Below are 16,690 nucleotides of genomic sequence, written 5' to 3'. Positions count from 1 at the left end.
AAGAGGACAGCCAGTGCGAAGCCAAGAACTGAAACCGGAACAGACCACGACGGCGGCGGAAGCCGCGGCGTCGTTCGCTGCTCCCCCGGCGCGCACCTCCATGCCGGACTGGTACCCCGAGCTGCTTGCCAGTGTCTCCAAGGAAGTCGGCACGGGACGTTCACGGGCCATTTCCGCGGCGAACAAGGCGCTGCTTGCTTCCTATTGGTCCATCGGCAGGCAATTGGCGCAGCGGGAATCGGAGCAAGGCTGGGGCTCGAAAGTCGTCACCCGCCTGTCGGCAGACATACAAACCCGGTTTCCTGGATCCAAGGGATTCTCGCCAAGGAACCTCCGCTACATGAAGACTTTCGCCCAGGCTTGGCCGGAGTTCCCAATGTTGCAAGTGCCGCTTGCAACATTGCCCTGGTACCACCAGATCGCGCTGCTTGAGAAGCTCGACGACGCCGCGACCCGCCTCTGGTACGCGGCTGCCGCCGTCGAACACGGATGGTCGCGCAACGTCCTTGCCCATCAGATCGAAACGCGCCTCCATGAGCGCTCCGGGCAAGCAATAACCAACTTCAGCACCACCATGATGCCGGCGGACTCGGACCTTGCCCAACAAGCCACCAGGGACCCGTATGTGTTCGACTTCGTCGCCATGACAGACCGCCGCAACGAGCGGGAACTGGAGCTTCAACTCGTCCAACATGTGGAGAAGTTCCTCCTGGAACTGGGCCAAGGCTTCGCCTTTGTCGGCGAGCAGGTCCGGCTGGAAATCAACGGCGATGAGTTCTTCGCCGATCTCCTCTTCTATCACTTGAAGCTCCGCTGCTATGTAGTGATCGAGCTTAAGGCGGTGAAGTTCGAGCCCGGGTTTGTCGGCCAGCTAGGCATGTACATGTCGGCCGTGGACGATCTCCTGGCGCATCCCGATGACAAGCCAACCATCGGCCTCCTGCTCTGCAAGGAGAAGAACAACGTGGTGGCCGAGTACGCCTTGCGGGGAATCAACCTGCCCATCGGTGTCTCGGAATGGCAGAGCAAAATCATCGAATCGCTGCCGGAGGAACTCGCCTCGAGCCTTCCAAGCATTGAACTCCTCGAGGCCGAACTGGCCGATGAACGGGCGAACGCCGCGTCCAAGGGACGCGCGCCTGCCGTGGAAGCTGAACCCAATCCGTGAACAGTGGCCCCGGCGCTGGGGCAACAAGCTCAAGCTACTGGCGGTTCAAGGGACTGGCGGTTCAAGCGACTGGCGAGGGGAACTGCAGCTCAGGCCGTCGCTTGGCAACGTCGTTGAGAACGGTGGAGACCGCTTCCCTGACCACCTCCGCCTCGGCGCCCATTTCCCGAGCGGCGTCCAGCGCCACGGTGGCGTGGCTCACAAACGCTTCCCAGTCGCCTCCACCGCCACGGAGCGCCCGCAGGGGCGACATCAGGGCAGCGCGGCATAGCCACTCGTCATGCTCCCGCACCCATCGATCCATCACGCTTCCAGCCCGCGCCTTGGCTTGCCCTTCCAGTCCGGCGATCAAAGGTCCGATCACGTCCACCGCGAGCGGATCTACGAGTTCACGCAGCCTTCCCTCGCGGACAAAACCCTCAAGGCGCGTCAGATCGGTATTCGTCAGCAGATGGACCTTGGACTGCAGAAGGACGATTGCCGCGAGCCGGCGTTCGAAAACGGGAACCTCCCACAATTCCGAACTCAAGGCAGTGACCTCGTCATGCTCGAGTCCCGGGTGGCGGCGGAGGGCATCGCGGACTGTCCCACGGATAGCACCGATCGAGGACCCGTAATGCTGGAGCCCGTTTCCCAGCCGGGCCTGGGCCTGCTCTGCACGGATCCACGAGCCTTCACGGCGCAAGGCCTCATCGATGAACTCGCCGGCGTCACTCATGCGAACATTCTTTCGCAATACTGTCCGTTCAGACGTACTCGCCGAACCAGGCCAACATGTCCCGCCAGGCGGCTGTCGCCTGCGTTTCGTTGTACCGCTCGCTGGTGTCGTTGTGGAAGGCATGGTCGACGCCGGGATAGACGGTGAGCTGGTGGCGGACGTCGGTGGCTGCGAGCGCATCCCGAAGTGCCGGCATTGCGCCGGTGATGCGCTGGTCGAGTTCGGCATAGACGCCCAAGACGGCAGGTTTGATGGATGGGACTTTATCCAGGTCGGGCGCCGGTCCGTAGAAGGCCGCTGTGGCTTTCAACCTGGGTATCTCGGTGGCGGATTGCCAGGTGATGCCGCCGCCAAAACAATAGCCGTTCATGGCGATCCGCTCGCCGTCCACGAATTCCAGTGATCGGAGGTAATCGAAGGCCGCGGAAAAGTCGGAAACATGGCGCTCAGCTCCCGCCCGTGTCAGCGCCCCGGGCACGGCGTCGGGATCCATGCCCGGTGTGCCTCCCTCCCGGCTCAGGAGATCCGGCGCCAAAGCAACGTACCCGGCCTTGGCGAAACGGCGGGCCACGTCCTGGATGTGCGGGGTCAGTCCGCGGTTCTCGTGGCAGACAAGGACCGCGGGTCCCGCACCGGCCCCGTCGGTCCTCGCAAGGTAGGCGCTGATCCCGGTTCCGCCGGAGGGGAACCGGACGGTGGCCGTCACGAGGCCGAACGCGCCCTCAGGTACGGAAAGCGGGCTCTTCGCCCCCGGTACTGGCCCGGAAGCCGCCGTCGTTGCGGGCCGGGCGGCCGAGGCCTCGGGGCTTGGCATGGGATCGGTGCTTAGCGGAACCTCATCCGGAGTGCATCCGAGCTGCAGCATCGTCGAGGAGGCGGCAGCCATGCTCCCGGTGATAAATGCGAGCCGGCGAATGAAGGCTCGCTGCGACATGTCTCCCGAGCGGTAGTCGTCGAAGAATTCCTCGACCAGGTACTTTTCAAATTTCCCGAGCTGGATCATGGAAGGCCTCCTGAGTCTGCCGCATATCCTCCTCCCAAGACCGTTACCGGGCAAGGGCGCCCTGGATGATGGGCGTAGCCGCCAAGCAATGAGACACTCGGTTCCATGCGTGAATTCGTGGTTCTCGGCACCGCCTCCCAGGTCCCGACCAGGACCCGCAACCACAACGGATACGTGCTCCTTTGGGACGGCGAGGGCCTGCTCTTCGATCCTGGCGAAGGTACCCAGAGGCAGATGATCCAAGCCGGCGTCTCGGCCAGCCAGATCACGCGGATCTGTGTTACCCATGTCCACGGCGACCATTGCTTCGGGCTGCCGGGCGTGCTTTCGCGCATGGCCCTGGACCGGGTGGAGCATCCGATCCACCTGCACTATCCTGCGTCCGGTGAGGACATGATCCGCGCCCTCGTCGCTGTCGCGTCGCCCGGCGTCGACCTTCGGCTTCATCCGCACGGTGGTCCCGGTCCCATCGCCGAAGGGGTGGAGGTGCGCCCGTTGCTCCATCGGATCGAGACCTACGGCTATAGGGTTGTGGAGCCCGAAGGCCGCAGCCTTCTGCCGGAGCGGCTTGCGGCGGCCGGGATTACCGGATCCGATATCAGCCTCCTGCAGCGGGACGGGAGACTGGGCGGTGTGCGCTTGGAAGACGTGAGCGTGCCGAGGCCAGCACAGAGCTTCGCCTTCGTGATGGACACGGCGCCGTGTGACGGCGCTGGGGAACTCGCCAACGGCGTGGACCTTCTTGTGGCTGAGTCCACTTTCAGCGACGACGACGGCGACCTCGCCGCGCAGTACCGCCACCTCACCGCCGGGCAGGCGGGGGCATTGGCTGCCACCGCCGAAGCGGGCATGCTCATCCTGACCCATTTCTCGTCGCGCTATCCCGACGTCGGACTGCTCGCGGAGCAAGCCCGGGCGCGGTCCGGCGCGGCCTCCGTCATGGCCGCGAACGACCTGGACCGTGTTCCCTTCCCGAAACGGCAGCGGTGGTTGTAGGCTTGTCATCCATTCAGCTCTGGGGGCCGAAATGACAAACGAAATACGGCCGCTGGATCAGTTCGGCTTTTTTGGCGGCCTGGTCGAGGCCGTACCGGACGCCTTGCTGGTGATCGACGCAGACGGTCAGGTCACGTTCGGCAATGCCTATTCAGAGCAGCTCTTCGGTTATTCGCGTAGCGAACTGCTGGGCAAGCATTATGAGGTGCTGCTTCCGGCGCGGTTCGAGGGCCAAGGCGGCGCCATCCGGGACCTCTTTGCCCGTGATCCGGGAATACGCCGGGCCGGGACTGACCTGAAACTGTTCGGCCGCCACCGCGACGGCGCCGAGTTTCCCATTGAGGTCAGCTTTGCTCCCCTCGGCGTCGGACCGGCCATGCAGCTCGTTGCCTCTATCCGCGAAGTAAGTGACCGCGTCCGCGTTGATGCCGAACTCCGCGATGCCCTCTCCCTTCTCAGCGCTACCCTTGAGTCCACGGCCGATGGCATCCTGGTTGTCGCGGCGGACGGGACTATCGCGGGGGCGAACGAGCGCTTTGCCGAGTTGTGGGGCATCCCCGCGGATCTCCTGGAGTCGCACGACGACGGCCGGCTGTTGGCTTTCGTCCTCGACCAGCTCACGGATCCCGACGGGTTCATAGGCAAGGTCCAGGAACTGTACGCCGATCCGGGGGCGGAGAGCCTGGACATGTTGGAATTCCGTGACGGGCGGACGTTTGAACGGTATTCCCGGCCCCAACAGGTCGGGGATGAGATCGTGGGACGGGTCTGGAGTTTCCGCGACGTCACTTCCCGTCAGCGCGCACAGGACCAGGCGCGGGAGGCACTCGCCCAAGTGGAGGGCCTGGCCGCAATTGTTGAGTCTTCGGCCGACGCGATCATCGGCATGACCCCCGCGGGCGTCATCACCAGCTGGAACCCTGGGGCGGAGAAACTGTACGGATACACTGCCGCTGAAGCGACCGGGCAGAACGTACAGCTCCTCATTCCGGACTACCTCCAAGCCGAGGACGAGGTGTTCACCGCCGTCCAGAATGGTGGCCAGGCCCGTAGCTTCGAGACGGACCGGATGCGCAAGGACGGGTCCATCGTGCCTGTGTCCCTCACGGTCTCCCCGATCCGCGGCGACCACGGAGTCACCGGAATTGCGAGCATCGGGCAGGACATTACCGCCCGGCGTGCCGCCGAAGCGGACCTGTTGGCAGCCAGGGAGGCCGCCCTGGAATCGAGCAGGTTGAAGTCCGAGTTCCTCGCGACGATGAGCCATGAGATCCGCACCCCCATGAACGGGGTCATCGGCTTGACAACGCTGTTGTTGGACACGCCGCTGGATGAAACGCAACGCAAGTACGCCGAAGGGGTCCAGACCGCTGCCGGAGCTCTATTGACCCTGATTAACGACATCCTGGACTTCTCGAAGTTGGAAGCGGGGAAGATCGACCTGGACATCACGCCCTTCGATCCGCAGGACGTGATGGAGGAAGTGGCGTCTCTCCTGGCCGAAGCAGCCCAGGGCAAAGGCTTGGAACTCATCACGTACTGCCACCCCGATGTTCCCGCGCAATTGGCCGGTGATGCCGGCCGGATCCGGCAGATCCTGTTGAACCTGGCTTCGAACGCCGTAAAATTCACCGCGTCCGGTGAAGTTGCCATCCGGGTAACCATCGCAGACAAAGACGCAAGAACAGCGCTTGTTCGATTCGAAGTCAGCGATACCGGCATTGGTATCGACGCCGCGGATCACTTGCGCTTGTTCGATTCGTTCTCCCAAGCAGATGCATCCACCACGCGTCGGTACGGTGGAACCGGGCTGGGGTTGGCCATCTGCCGGCGCCTGACGGAAGTGATGGGCGGGGACATCGGCTTGACCAGTACCCCTGGTGAGGGAAGCACGTTCTGGTTCTCCCTCCGATTGCCGCTCGCCAAGGAACCCGGGCGGGTTCCCGCCCGCACTGTCCCTGGCCCACTGGCGGGTCTGCGCGTTTTGGTGGTCGACGATAATGCCACCAACAGGTTGGTGTTGGAATCGCAATTGAACACATGGGGGCTGCGACCGGACCCGGTTGCCGACGCGCGTACGGCGCTCGACCGGTCACGGAAGGCAGCCGCCGCAGGGAAACCCTTCGACATTGCCGTGCTCGACATGTGCATGCCGGACATGGACGGCCTCGAGCTTGCCCACGAGCTCTCGAAGGACCCAGGCTTGCGGGGCATCCGCCTTATGATGCTGACCTCCGCGTCCCAGGTATCCAAGCCCGATATGGCCGGCGCGGGAATCAGCGAATGGCTCACGAAACCCGTACGCGGTTCGGAACTCTACGACCGCCTGGTGCGGCTGGCAGCGGGCAATGCGGCGACCGGACCGGCGTCCGCACTTGCACGGCCACCGAGGCCGGACAGGCCCTCCAAAGGTAGGATCCTCGTGGTGGAGGACAACGCGGTGAACCAGCTCGTCGCCTGCGAAATGGTTGCCAAGCTGGGCTACGAAGCCGAGGTCGCTGCCGATGGCGCCGAGGCCGTCTCCGCCATCGCCGCCCGCTCCTATGCGGCTGTGCTCATGGATTGCCACATGCCCGTCATGGACGGCTTCGAGGCCACCAGGAGCATCCGGGTGCAGGAGAACGGCTCTGTCCGCCTGCCCATCATCGCCATGACCGCAGGAGCCCAGGACGAAGACCGCGAGCGCTGCCTCGCAGCCGGCATGGATGATTACCTCAGCAAACCAGTCGATCTGGCCGGCCTGGAAGAAGCCCTCAATCGCTGGGTTCCCCGTGCGGTCCCTTCATCGGGCATTTGATCACGGGGTGCTTACGTAGGATTCTCCGCGTGTTCGGCGGCCCGTGCCTGGAAAACGAGTAGGCGGCACTCGTGCCTACGGGCCGGGAAAGATGTTGAATTAATACAGGAACACATCCGCGGCTTGAAACAGACCAGCCGGCCCTCCGGGACCGGCGCTGGACGGGGCCGACGGCGGGAGTGCCCCTGGAGCCCGGGGCTCGGGGCGCTCTACCCCAGACGCCGCCGGCCCCCCGGGTGCCCAAGGGAACGCCCTTCGCCACATCGGGTTTGTGCGCCGTCTGTTCTTTTTCCGTGCCGGCCGGAGCACAATTGAGAAATGTTGGACCGTGGGCGGTGCGGCATGAAAACCTCTCCCGCTGTCCCGGCCCTCCTTTCATCAGCCTGTTGTGAAAGGACACCGAGATGTTCCAGCCAAGCAAACGACTCACAGCGTTGGGTTCTGCACTCGTGCTGTTTCTGGCAATGTCCGCGGTGGCGTCGTGTTCCGGGCCAAGCGGTACGCCTTCCCCGGCCACGTCGAACGGGCCCCTGACAGGGCCGACGTCGGGATCTGCCCCGCCGACTGCTACCCCGACGGCGACCACGGACGCCGCAGAGTTCTGCGGGGCCGGGTCCGCCATCCACTACGACCGCTCGGCCTTCCAGCCGGCGCCGAGGATTGACAACAAGTGGTTTCCACTGAAGCCCGGCATGCAGTACACGACCAAGGGCATGGTGAAGAGTGCCGACGGCACCACCGAGCGCACGGTGGTCCACTCAGTGACCGGACTGACAAAAGTGATTGACGGCGTGAAGACCCTCGTGATGTGGGACCGTGACTACTACGACGGGCAGCTCGTGGAATCCGAGCTGGCCTTCTTTGCCCAGACGGAAAAGGGAGCTGTCTGGCTCTTCGGGGAGTATCCGGAAGAGTACGAGAACGGCACTTTCACCGGCGCGCCCCGCACTTTCATTCACGGCATTTCCAAGGCCCAGGCAGGGATCGCCATGCAGGATCAGCCGGTGACCGGTACCCCGGGGTACGTCCAAGCCCACGCACCCGATGTGGGCTTCCTGGATTGTGGAACTGTCTTCAAGCAGCATGAGCGGGTATGCGTACCGGCCGCGTGCTACGACGATGTGTTGACCGTTGATGAGTACAATCCGCTGGAACCGTCCGTTGGCCACCAGCAAAAACTCTATTCAGCGGGCACGGGGCTGGTGAAAGTGACAGCGGTTGGCGGCGCGGACCAGGAGTCGTTGGACCTCATCAAAGCGGAGGCGCTCGCGGACTCCGCCCTGACTGAGATCAATCGGCAGGCGTTGGAATTGGACGGGCACGCCTACCAGGTCAGTGCGAGTGTTTACGGAACGACCCCCCGCGCCGAGGTTGCGACACCGGGCTCCAGCGGCTAGTTCTTGCGTATACCACTATCACTTGTGAATGGACGAAAAATTCCCTGTCATTATCCTGAGAATCCTTGCATTGAGCGTTGACCCAAGGTTCGGCCGGGGCTCATGATTGACGTACACGTCTGGGGGCGCTTTGGCACTGTTCCAAGGAGCGGCGTGGTGGACAGGTACCGGGGATCTAACATTTTCAGCGGGCACTCACCGGACATCGATTCTGGGGTGTCTCCTCCCCGCTACGGCTTCTCCACCTTCACACCCAAGGAGCCGGGTGACCGGCCATGATGGGCACGGTCCTCCGGTGGGTACTCCAGTTCCGGTTTCTGGTCCTGGCCGTGGCGGTGGGGATCCTGGGTTTCGGCTTCACGAGCCTGCCGGGCATGGCAGTGGATGCCTTCCCGGAGTTCGCCCCTCCACAGGTCGAAATCCAGACTGAGGCCCTAGGGCTCTCCGCCGCGGAGGTTGAACAACTGATCACCTCCCCCATGGAGGCAGACCTGTTGAACGGTGTGGCGTGGGTGGAAGCCATTCATTCCAAATCCGTCCCCGGCCTGTCATCAATCCAGATGGTGTTCAAGCCGGGGACCGACCTTTTCCGGGCCCGCCAGCTTGTGTCTGAGCGTTTGACCCAAGCACGCGCCTTGCCGAACGTGTCTGCCGCACCCGTCCTGATGCAGCCCCTCTCATCGACGAGCCGGGTCATGATGATCCGGCTGACCTCCAAAGAGATGTCGGCCATAGACATGTCTGTTCTGGCCCGCTGGACCTTGAAGCCCGGACTCCTGGCGGTGCCCGGCGTCGCGAACGTGGCAATTTGGGGCCTCCGCGACCAGCAGCTGCAGGTCCTGGTCGATCCTGGGGAACTTGAGGCCAAGGGCGTGACGCTGGACGAGGTCATTACGACTACCGGCAATGCCGTCTGGGTGTCGCCTTTGAGCTACCTTGAGGCGTCCACACCCGGTACCGGCGGCTTCCTGGAGACGGGCCACCAGCGGCTTGGAGTGCAGCACGTCCTGCCAATCACCACGCCAGAGGATCTGGGCCAAGTCAGCCTGGAAGGGCCGGCCGGAAAGCTGGTGTTGGGCGATGTTGCACACGTCGTGACCGATCACCAGCCGCTGATCGGGGATGCACTCTCCGGCAAGGATGCCGAACTGCTCCTGGTCATCGAAAAGTTCCCGGAGACGAACACAAGGGATGTGACCCGGGGCATCGATGATGCGCTCCACGCCCTCCAGCCAGGCTTGTCCGGTGTCACTATCGACACCACCGTCTACCGGCAGGCAGCGTTCATCGAAGAAGAGGTAGGCACGCTTGGTGTCGCACTGCTTGTCTCGCTCGTGTTGACAGCCACCATGTTTGGCGCGTTCTTCCGCTCCTGGCGCACCGCCGTCATCAGCCTGATCACGATTCCGGTCTCCCTGACGGCGGCGGCTTTGGTCCTGTACCTACGAGGCACCGGGATGAACACCATGGTCCTCGCCGGCATGGTCCTGGCCTTGGCCGTCATCGTCGGAGACGTCGCCGAGGACCTCTATGGCGCAGTCCGAACTGGCAGGGCACGCGTCGCGTCCGACGTCGGGTCCGGCGCCGCGTCCGGCGCGTCCGGCGTCGGGACCGCGCAATTGAGTGACACCTTGGTGACGGCGTCCCTGCGCGCAGTGCGAACGCCGATTCTCTATTCCCTGCTCATCATGGCGTTGTCTGTGCTCCCCGTGTTCTTCATTCCGGGCGAGGACGGAGCGCTCTTCGGCCCGCTGCTCCTTTCCTACCTGCTCACCTTGGCTGTCGCGATGATCGTGGCTCTAACGGTAACCGCGGCGCTGGTCTTCGTCCTGCCCGTCGGCCGGACCACCGCACGCGAAGGACGCACCCTGAGCCGGGTCCACACCGGGTACGGCCGTGCGTTGTCCGGGACAGCGGGAAAGGGCCGGTGGGTACTCGCGGGCGCCGCAGCCTTCGCCCTCGCCGGACTTGCCCTCGCCCCCCAGTTAGCCAGCGGCCGTCCGACAGTGCCTGTCCTGCCGGACAAGACCCTCGTGGTGCAGTGGAGTGCGATCGCTGGCACCTCAGACCAGGAAATGACGCGGATCACTGATGCGGCCGCCCAAGAGCTCCGGACACTCCCGGGCGTGGTCAATGTGGGGGGACACATCGGGCGCGCCATCACCTCGGACCAGGTGGGCGACATCAGCGCCGGGGAGCTTTGGGTGACAGTTTCCGCGGAGGCCTCCTACCGCGACACGGCGGCGGCCGTCCAGCACGTGGTGAACGGGTACCCGGGGCTGACCAGCAAAGTATCCACGTATCCGCAACAGAGGATTGAGCAGATCCAACAGGCCGCCGACCCCGGGTTCACCGTCCGGGTTTACGGCCTGGATATGGCCACCCTCCGTCAGAAGGCAGAGGAGGTGCGGCAAATCCTGGCCCGGACCGACGGCGTCGTCAATCCCCATGTCGACGCGCCCACCCAACAACCGATCGTCGAGGTCCAGGTTGACCTGACCGCGGCCCAGAAAGCGGGCGTCATACCCGGCGATGTCAGGCGCGCCGCCGCAGCGCTGCTGCAGGGAATCGAAGTCGGCAACATATACCAGCAACAAAAAGTCTTCTCGGTGATCGTCAAAGGAACTCCGTCCACCAGGAACAGCCTTACCAGCGTCCGCGAGCTGCTGATCGATACCCCCGGCGGAGGTCACGTACGCCTCGGCGACGTTGCACACGTCAACATGGTCGGGAACGAGGCTGTGATTCTGCACGATGACACTTCGCGCCGGATCGATGTGAAGGCTGATATTCAAGGGCGCGCCCTCAACGACGTTCAGCAGGATATCGAGAAGGGCCTCCAGCAACTGCAGTTCCCGCTCTCGTACCATGCGGAAATCCTCACCAAGTACGCAGAACAGCAGAACAGCGCCCGGTGGCTGTGGCTGCTGGCGGCGGTCGCCGCGGCCGGAATCCTGGTGCTTCTCCAGACGGCGCTGGGAAGCTGGCGGCTGGGTGCGACGGTCTTCCTGGGCTTGATTGCCGCGCTCTCGGGCGGAGTGCTCGCTGCGCAGATGACGGGCGGAATCAACTCCTTGGTCTCGCTTCCTGCATTCTCGGCCCTCCTGGGCATTGCCGCACGTGGATCCATCCTGTTCATTCGGCACGCCCGAAGCTTGGGGTCCGAGGACAGTCCTGCCTTTGGCCCCGCGCTCGTGATCCGAAGCGCGCGGGACCGGTTGATGCCCGTGCTGATGTCGGCCCTGATAACGGCTCTTGGCCTGCTGCCGCTCGTGCTCATGGGTGGCGTGGTCGGAACGGAAATCATCCAACCGCTCGTCATCATCATTTGGGGCGGGCTGCTAACCACGACCCTTTTCCTGCTATTTGTCTTGCCCGCGCTGTTGCTTGGATTCGGACCGGAACCGGCGCCCAGGACCGCACCCCGGAACGATCCGCTACTCCGGGCACAGAGCGAGGACGCACCATGAAGAAGTTAGCTTCGCGGCAGGGCCGCAGCACGAAAGTCCTGATCGCCCTGGTGGTCGCCGCTTTCCTGACGCTTTCACTGCCGGCCTGTTCCCAGCCGCAAGCCGAAGCCGTGCCTGCCGCTGACGCTCCTGCCACCGTGGAGGAAGTCCCGGGGACCGACCTGCACCGCGTCACCCTGACGGAACGCGCCGTCGAACGTCTGGGGCTAAAGACCGGGACGGCGTCGTCGGGTCCACAAGGGAAGCTGACCGTCCCCTACGGGGCGATCCTGTACGACAGCCAGGGCAGGACCTGGGTCTACACGAATCCGGAGCTCCGCGTGTATGTCCGCCAGTCGGTAAGTATCGAGCGAATCGCCGGCGAAGCCGCATTGCTGAAGGAGGGTCCGCCGATCGGCACGGTGGTGGTCACGCTAGGGGCCGAGGAATTGTTCGGCGAGGAATTCGATACGGCCCACTGAGATGCGTTGGATCATAGGCATCAGCCTCAAATTCAGGACAGTGGTTGTTGCACTGGCCTGCGCGGTGATGCTGTTGGGCTCAGTGCAATTGAGCTCGGCCTCCATCGATGTCTTTCCGGAATTCGCGCCCCCGCGCGTGGAAATCCAGACGGCCTGCCTCGGCCTGACCGCGCAGGAAGTGGAAGAACTGGTCAGCGTACCGATCGAGGCTTCCCTGAGCGGCATGCCCGGCCTTGATGAGCTGCGCTCCAAGTCCGTCCCGCAGCTGTCCTCGATCGTGCTCATCTTCAAGCAGGGTACCGATTTGCTGAACGCCCGCCAGGTGGTCTCGGAACGGATGGCGGCAGTGACATCCGCTCTGCCGACGTGGGCGGCTCCGCCGGTCATGCTTCAGCCGCTGTCGTCGACGAGCCGCGTGATGAAGATTGGCATGACCTCCTCCAGCCGGTCCCTGATCGAGATGTCCATGCTCTCCTACTGGACGATCCGCGCCCGGCTGCTCCGGGTACCCGGAGTGGCCAACGTCGCCATCTGGGGTGAAAGGCTCCAGATGCTGCAGGTCCAGGTGCAGCCGGACCGGCTCAAGGCTGAAAATGTTTCGCTCAACGAGGTCATGGAAGTCACCGCCGGAGCCGTGGACGCCGGCCTCCTGAAGTACTCCCCCGGCCGGTTCATCGGCACGGGAGGCTTCATCGACAGTCCGAATCAAAGAATGGGCGTCCAGCATGTCCAGGCCGTTTCGAGCCCAGCGGACCTGGCACAGGTCACCATCAGGGAAAAGGACGGCGTCGCGCTGCACCTGGGCGACGTGGCCAAGGTCGTTGAAGACCATCAGCCGCTCATCGGCGACGCTGTCATCAACAACGGGCACGGGCTCATGCTCATCGTCGAAAAGCTCCCCTGGGGCAACACCCTCGATGTGACCAAGGGAGTTGAGGACGCCCTCCGCCAGCTCCAGCCAGGGTTGAGTGGAATCACCTTTGACACCATCATCTTCCGTCCGGCGAGCTTCATCGAGGAGGCGATTTCCAACCTCAGCCTCGCGCTGCTCCTGGGCTGCCTCCTGGTTGTGATGATCCTCGGCGCCTTCCTCTTCCAGTGGCGCACCGCGCTGATCAGCCTTGTGGCCATTCCGCTCTCCCTCCTGACGGCGGCGCTCGTGCTGTACTTCACGGCGAGCTCCATCAACACCATGGTCTTGGCGGGGCTTGTCATCGCCGTGGGTGTGGTCGTCGACGACGCGATCATCGACGTCGAAAACATCATGCGCCGGCTCAGACAACATAGGGCCCTGGGCAGCGGCGAACCAACGGCCTCGGTGGTGCTCAGGGCCTCCCTGGAAATGCGAAGTCCCATTGTCTACGCGACCCTGATCATCGTCGTCGCGGCCGTTCCCATTTTCTTCCTCGACGGACTGACCGGTGTCTTTTTCCGGCCGCTGGCTGTCTCCTATACCTTGGCCGTCCTCGCCTCGATGCTGGTCGCGCTGACGGTGACACCGGCCCTGGCCCTGATCCTGCTCGGCAACGCGAAACTGGAGCAGCGCGATCCTCCACTGGTCCGGGTGCTCAAGCGCGGATATCACGCCATTTTGTCCCGGACCATGAACCGGCCCCGCTACGGCTACGCCGGTTTCGGCGCCGTCGCTCTCGCGGGGCTGGTGATCGCTCCGTTGCTGGGCCAGTCCTTGTTCCCCACCTTCAAGGAACGGGACTTCCTGATGCACTGGGTCGCAGAGCCCGGCACTTCGGCAGCGGAGGAATACCGCATCTCACAAAGGGGCTGTGAGGAGCTCCTCAAGGTGCCCGGGGTCCTGAACTGCGGTACCCACATCGGCCAGGCGTTCACCGCAGACGAAATCGTCGGCGTCAACGCCGGGGAAAACTGGATCAGCATCGACCGCCACGCCGACTACGAAAAAACGGTGGCAGCTGTCCAGGAGGTCGTCGACGGCTATCCGGGCCTGCACCGCGACGTCCAGACTTACCTGAAAGAGAGGATCGAAGAGGTCCTGACCGGCTCCAGCGAACCAATCCTGGTCCGGGTCTACGGGGACGACCTGAACGTGCTGCGGGACCAGGCCCAGAAGATCAAGTCCATCCTTGACCATATCCAGGGCACCAATGAACCCCACGTTTCCCTGGAAGTCGAGGTACCGCAGATCACGGTCAAGGTGGACCTTGCCGCAGCGCAAAAGTACGGGCTGAAACCCGGCGACGTGAGGCGGGCAGCCGCGACACTCGTGGCCGGGGAAGAAGTAGGCGACGTCTTCCGGGACGGACGCGCCTACGACGTCCAAGTCTGGAGCACCCCGGAGACCCGCGCCAGCGTCACCAGTATCGAGGACCTGCCGATCGACACCCCCGGGGGACAGCGCGTCCGGCTGGCCGACGTCGCCGCCGTCAGCGTGCAATCGACACCCAACCTCATTGACCGCACCAACGGATCCCGCCGGGTTGAGGTCGGTTCCTTTATCGATCAGGGGGCAGACCTCGGGACCGTTGTCCGCACGCTCCAGGAACGCCTCGAAGACATGAAGCTGCCGCCGGGTTACAGCGTCCAACTCCTCGGTGAGTACACGGAACGCCAGGCGGCCACCGAACGCCTGACGATCTTCGCCGTGGCGGCCCTGGCCCTGATCTTCCTGTTCCTGCAAGCGTCGTTCCGGAGCTGGCGGCTGGCCCTGCTCGCGCTGCTGACGCTCCCCATCGCCCTGGTCGGCGGGGTTTTCGCTGCCTACGTGACCGGCGGGGTCCTCTCGCTTGGCTCACTCGTCGGTTTCCTCACGGTGATGGGCATCGCAGCCCGCAACGGGATCCTGCTCATCAGCCACTGCCAGCATCTGGAAAGGAACGAGGACGAAGCCTTCGGCCGCGCCCTCGTGTTGCGCGGAGCGGCGGAACGGCTTTCCCCGATCCTCATGACCACCTTGGCTACCGGACTTGCCTTGGTGCCTTTGGTGGTTATGGGAAATATCCCGGGCCACGAAATTGAACACCCCATGGCCGTGGTCATTCTGGGCGGACTCGTCACGTCCACCCTGCTCAATTTGTTCATTGTCCCCTCGCTCTACCTCCGCTTCGCAAAAGCAGGGTCCCGTGATCCACGGGAGGCACTCACGTTCCTTTTCCGGAGATTCAGGCGAGTGGTTCCTTCCCGAGCGCAGGAACCTAGCTAGCCGATTCTGCCTCGCCCACGCGTCCCAGCCCTGTCGCCAAGGCTAAATTGTCGGTGCCTCCTGCGATGCTGTGGGTATGGATCGAAGGACAACGTGGAGTGCGGAGAGCAGGGCGGCCGTGGAGGCCGTTGCCGCGTCCGTCGCCGCGTTTGCCTCCTTCACCCGCGACGCCGGTTCTTCCGAGACCGCCGATCCGCTCCGGGATCGGGCGGATGCTTGCCTGGACGGCCTCGCCGAAGTGGCCCGGCTGGAGGCCCGGACCGCCGCGCTGAAAGCGAGGCTCGCCGCGGACTACGCCCAGGCGGCCAGGGCCCTGGCGCCGCCGGCGTCCTCGCCCCGGGAGTCCACCGCCCACGAGCTCGCCCTGGTCGCCGAGCTCGCCTGTGTCCTGACCGTCAGCGAACGAACCGCCGGCACCCTCCTGGCCGAATCCCAGGCATTGACCACGGACCTGCCGCTGACCCTGGCCGCCCTCGAGTCCGGGTCGATCTCCTGGCAGCATGCCCGGATCATCGTCGATGAAACCGACGGCCTGGGCCCGGCCGCAGCAGCGGCCCTTGAAGCGCACTTCCTGGACCCCGACGCCCCCAACCCCGCCCGGGGCTGCCCCGCCGGGGAGCTCGTCCCGTCCCGGTTCCGGGCCAAAGCCCGCACCTGGCGCGAACGCCACCACCCCGTCAGCATCGAAGAACGCCACACCACACGAGCCGGGGAGCGGCGGGTCGAATACCTCCCGGACCGCGACGGCATGGCCTGGCTCTCCGCCCACCTTCCCGCCGAAACCGCGGCCGGGATCTGGGAACGGACCACCGCCGCCGCCCGCGCCCTCCAAGGCCCCCACGAGGCCCGGACCCTCGCCCAACTCCGCGCCGACGTCACCGCCACCTGGCTCCTCGCCAACACCGGCTCCGCGACGGTCGACGGCGGACTGCCCGACGGCGGCACGGGCGACGGCGGTTCGCGAGCCAGCGGCACGGGCGCCCGACGAGTTGAACCGGGGCTGGCGGGGCGGGTTCCGTCCCCGAGGGCGCAAGTCCTGATCACCGTCCCGGTCCTGTCCCTGCTGGGCGCCACGGACGAACCGGCCACGCTCGACGGGTACGGGCCGATCCCGCCCTCCATGGCCCGGGCACTGGTCGCCGACGGCGCCGACTCCTTCCACCGGGTCCTGACCGACCCCCGCGACGGCGCCCCGCTGGAAATCGGACGCACCAGCTACCGCCTCACCACAGCCCAGCGCCAATGGCTCCGGCTCCGCGACGGCAAGTGCCCCTTCCCAGGCTGCAACAACCACTCCCTGGACAACGAAGCAGACCACCTCCTGGCCTGGGCCCAGGGAGGCACCACCGGCATCTCCAACCTCGGCCAGCCATGCCCCAAACACCACCGCCTCAAACACACCACCGCATGGACCCCCACCCCCGCCAGCAAAGACAGTCCGCCTGGCTGGACCTCGCCCTCACATCGGCACTACCCCAGCGAACACCAGGACTGGGAACCAC

10 protein-coding genes are annotated in these 16,690 nt (G+C 64.6%); 8 read left to right on the top strand and 2 right to left on the bottom strand.

What is annotated here, in order from left to right:
• The first annotated feature begins 13 nt into the window (after positions 1-13).
• Positions 14-1,168 carry a PDDEXK nuclease domain-containing protein gene (locus AC3WJU_RS01275; protein ID WP_284988265.1) on the top strand — a complete coding sequence of 385 codons (1,155 nt, stop codon included), beginning with the start codon at positions 14-16 and terminating at the stop codon, positions 1,166-1,168.
• Between the two features lie 61 nt (positions 1,169-1,229).
• Here the strand turns inward: AC3WJU_RS01275 and AC3WJU_RS01270 are convergent, their stop codons facing one another.
• A complete protein-coding gene (locus AC3WJU_RS01270; protein WP_284988266.1) occupies positions 1,230-1,886 on the bottom strand; it encodes a DNA alkylation repair protein in 657 nt (218 codons plus the stop codon).
• Positions 1,887-1,914: 28 nt separating this feature from the next.
• On the bottom strand, positions 1,915-2,889 hold the full coding sequence (locus tag AC3WJU_RS01265) for a dienelactone hydrolase family protein (protein WP_284988267.1): 975 nt from the start codon (positions 2,887-2,889) through the stop codon (positions 1,915-1,917).
• Positions 2,890-2,994: 105 nt separating this feature from the next.
• On the opposite strand from AC3WJU_RS01265, the gene AC3WJU_RS01260 reads away from it, so the two are divergent.
• From AC3WJU_RS01260 to AC3WJU_RS01230, 7 genes are all read left to right on the top strand, one after another.
• Positions 2,995-3,885, top strand: a complete 891-nt coding sequence (locus AC3WJU_RS01260; protein ID WP_492258949.1) for a ribonuclease Z — start codon at positions 2,995-2,997, stop codon at positions 3,883-3,885.
• Positions 3,886-3,916: 31 nt separating this feature from the next.
• On the top strand, positions 3,917-6,682 hold the full coding sequence (locus AC3WJU_RS01255) for a PAS domain S-box protein (protein WP_492258948.1): 2,766 nt from the start codon (positions 3,917-3,919) through the stop codon (positions 6,680-6,682).
• A 404-nt stretch (positions 6,683-7,086) separates the two neighbouring features.
• Positions 7,087-8,079 carry a hypothetical protein gene (locus tag AC3WJU_RS01250; protein WP_284988270.1) on the top strand — a complete coding sequence of 331 codons (993 nt, stop codon included), beginning with the start codon at positions 7,087-7,089 and terminating at the stop codon, positions 8,077-8,079.
• Positions 8,080-8,354: 275 nt separating this feature from the next.
• Positions 8,355-11,549 carry an efflux RND transporter permease subunit gene (locus tag AC3WJU_RS01245; RefSeq protein ID WP_492258947.1) on the top strand — a complete coding sequence of 1,065 codons (3,195 nt, stop codon included), beginning with the start codon at positions 8,355-8,357 and terminating at the stop codon, positions 11,547-11,549.
• A complete protein-coding gene (locus tag AC3WJU_RS01240; RefSeq protein ID WP_307052976.1) occupies positions 11,546-12,010 on the top strand; it encodes a hypothetical protein in 465 nt (154 codons plus the stop codon). Before AC3WJU_RS01245 ends, AC3WJU_RS01240 begins: the two co-directional genes overlap by 4 nt.
• Before the next feature lie 40 nt (positions 12,011-12,050).
• Complete coding sequence (locus tag AC3WJU_RS01235) at positions 12,051-15,188, top strand: efflux RND transporter permease subunit (RefSeq protein WP_492258946.1); 3,138 nt, start codon at positions 12,051-12,053, stop codon at positions 15,186-15,188.
• A gap of 76 nt (positions 15,189-15,264) precedes the next feature.
• The coding region (locus AC3WJU_RS01230) for an HNH endonuclease signature motif containing protein (protein WP_492258945.1) at positions 15,265-16,690 on the top strand (1,426 nt) is incomplete at its 3' end.

The sequence above is a fragment of the Arthrobacter sp. FW306-1B-F12A genome (assembly GCF_058781865.1).
This window is presented reverse-complemented; position numbering and strand designations above follow the sequence as displayed.